Source organism: Vibrio sp. Y176 (genome assembly GCF_033438945.1).
In genome coordinates, this window is record NZ_JAWOQS010000465.1 from 1 (window position 1) to 731 (window position 731).

The 731-nt window shown below is 48.2% G+C and carries 2 pseudogenes; both read right to left on the reverse strand.

Annotated features, from left to right (window positions below):
* A pseudogene (locus R7O13_RS26715) lies at positions 1 to 345 on the reverse strand (alpha/beta hydrolase); the annotation flags it as partial.
* A gap of 77 nt (positions 346 to 422) precedes the next feature.
* Positions 423 to 731, reverse strand: a pseudogene (locus R7O13_RS26720) (hypothetical protein); the annotation flags it as partial.

Sequence of the window (731 nt, forward strand, 5' to 3'; positions counted from 1 at the left end):
AAATTCGTGCCCTTCGTTTGGCATGCGATAGGTCATCACAAACACGGTAAAACCTGCTTGGTTCAACACGCGTGCGCTGTCCGCCCCGTCTTTATCCACCGAGACTCGCTGATAACCGCCACCGGGCACCAATAAAATACCAATCCCATCGGATTGCTCTGGTTCAAACACGACAATTTCGGGATGCGTGATGTCAAACACTGCGCGATCTGGTAACAACTCGTTCGGATTTCTTTCTTGATAACTTTGCACCAGATGGGAGGGGATTTGAGGCTCAGACCACAAAGGCAAAACGAGATGCTCAGGAAACCAAGTCTGTAGTGAAGTAATCGGCGCAACGTGCATGGCATTCTCTCCGGCTTAAAAACAAAAAAAGCCAGCTCAATGGCTGGCCTTAACCTATTTCCCGATAAAATGAGTGCTTAGTCTAGTAGCGACTTCACATATTCTGCAATTTCAGGTACTTGGCAGTGCGCAAAGAAACACTCTTGGAATTGCGTGCTGCCTACTGCAGTTTTCACTAGCTCTTGGTCGATAGCACGTAGACCTTCAACCACGTCTTTTGCTACCGCTGATTTCACGTTGTTTAGGATAGCCGCGTTCGCTTGCTGAGGTGCTGCACGCTCAATTGGGTAACCTTCGCCGCGTTTGCCTGTGAACGCTTTTTCGAAGATGTAACGAACGTTCAATTCACCCGCCCAACCAAAACCTTTAGCAAATGCTAGAGAAAT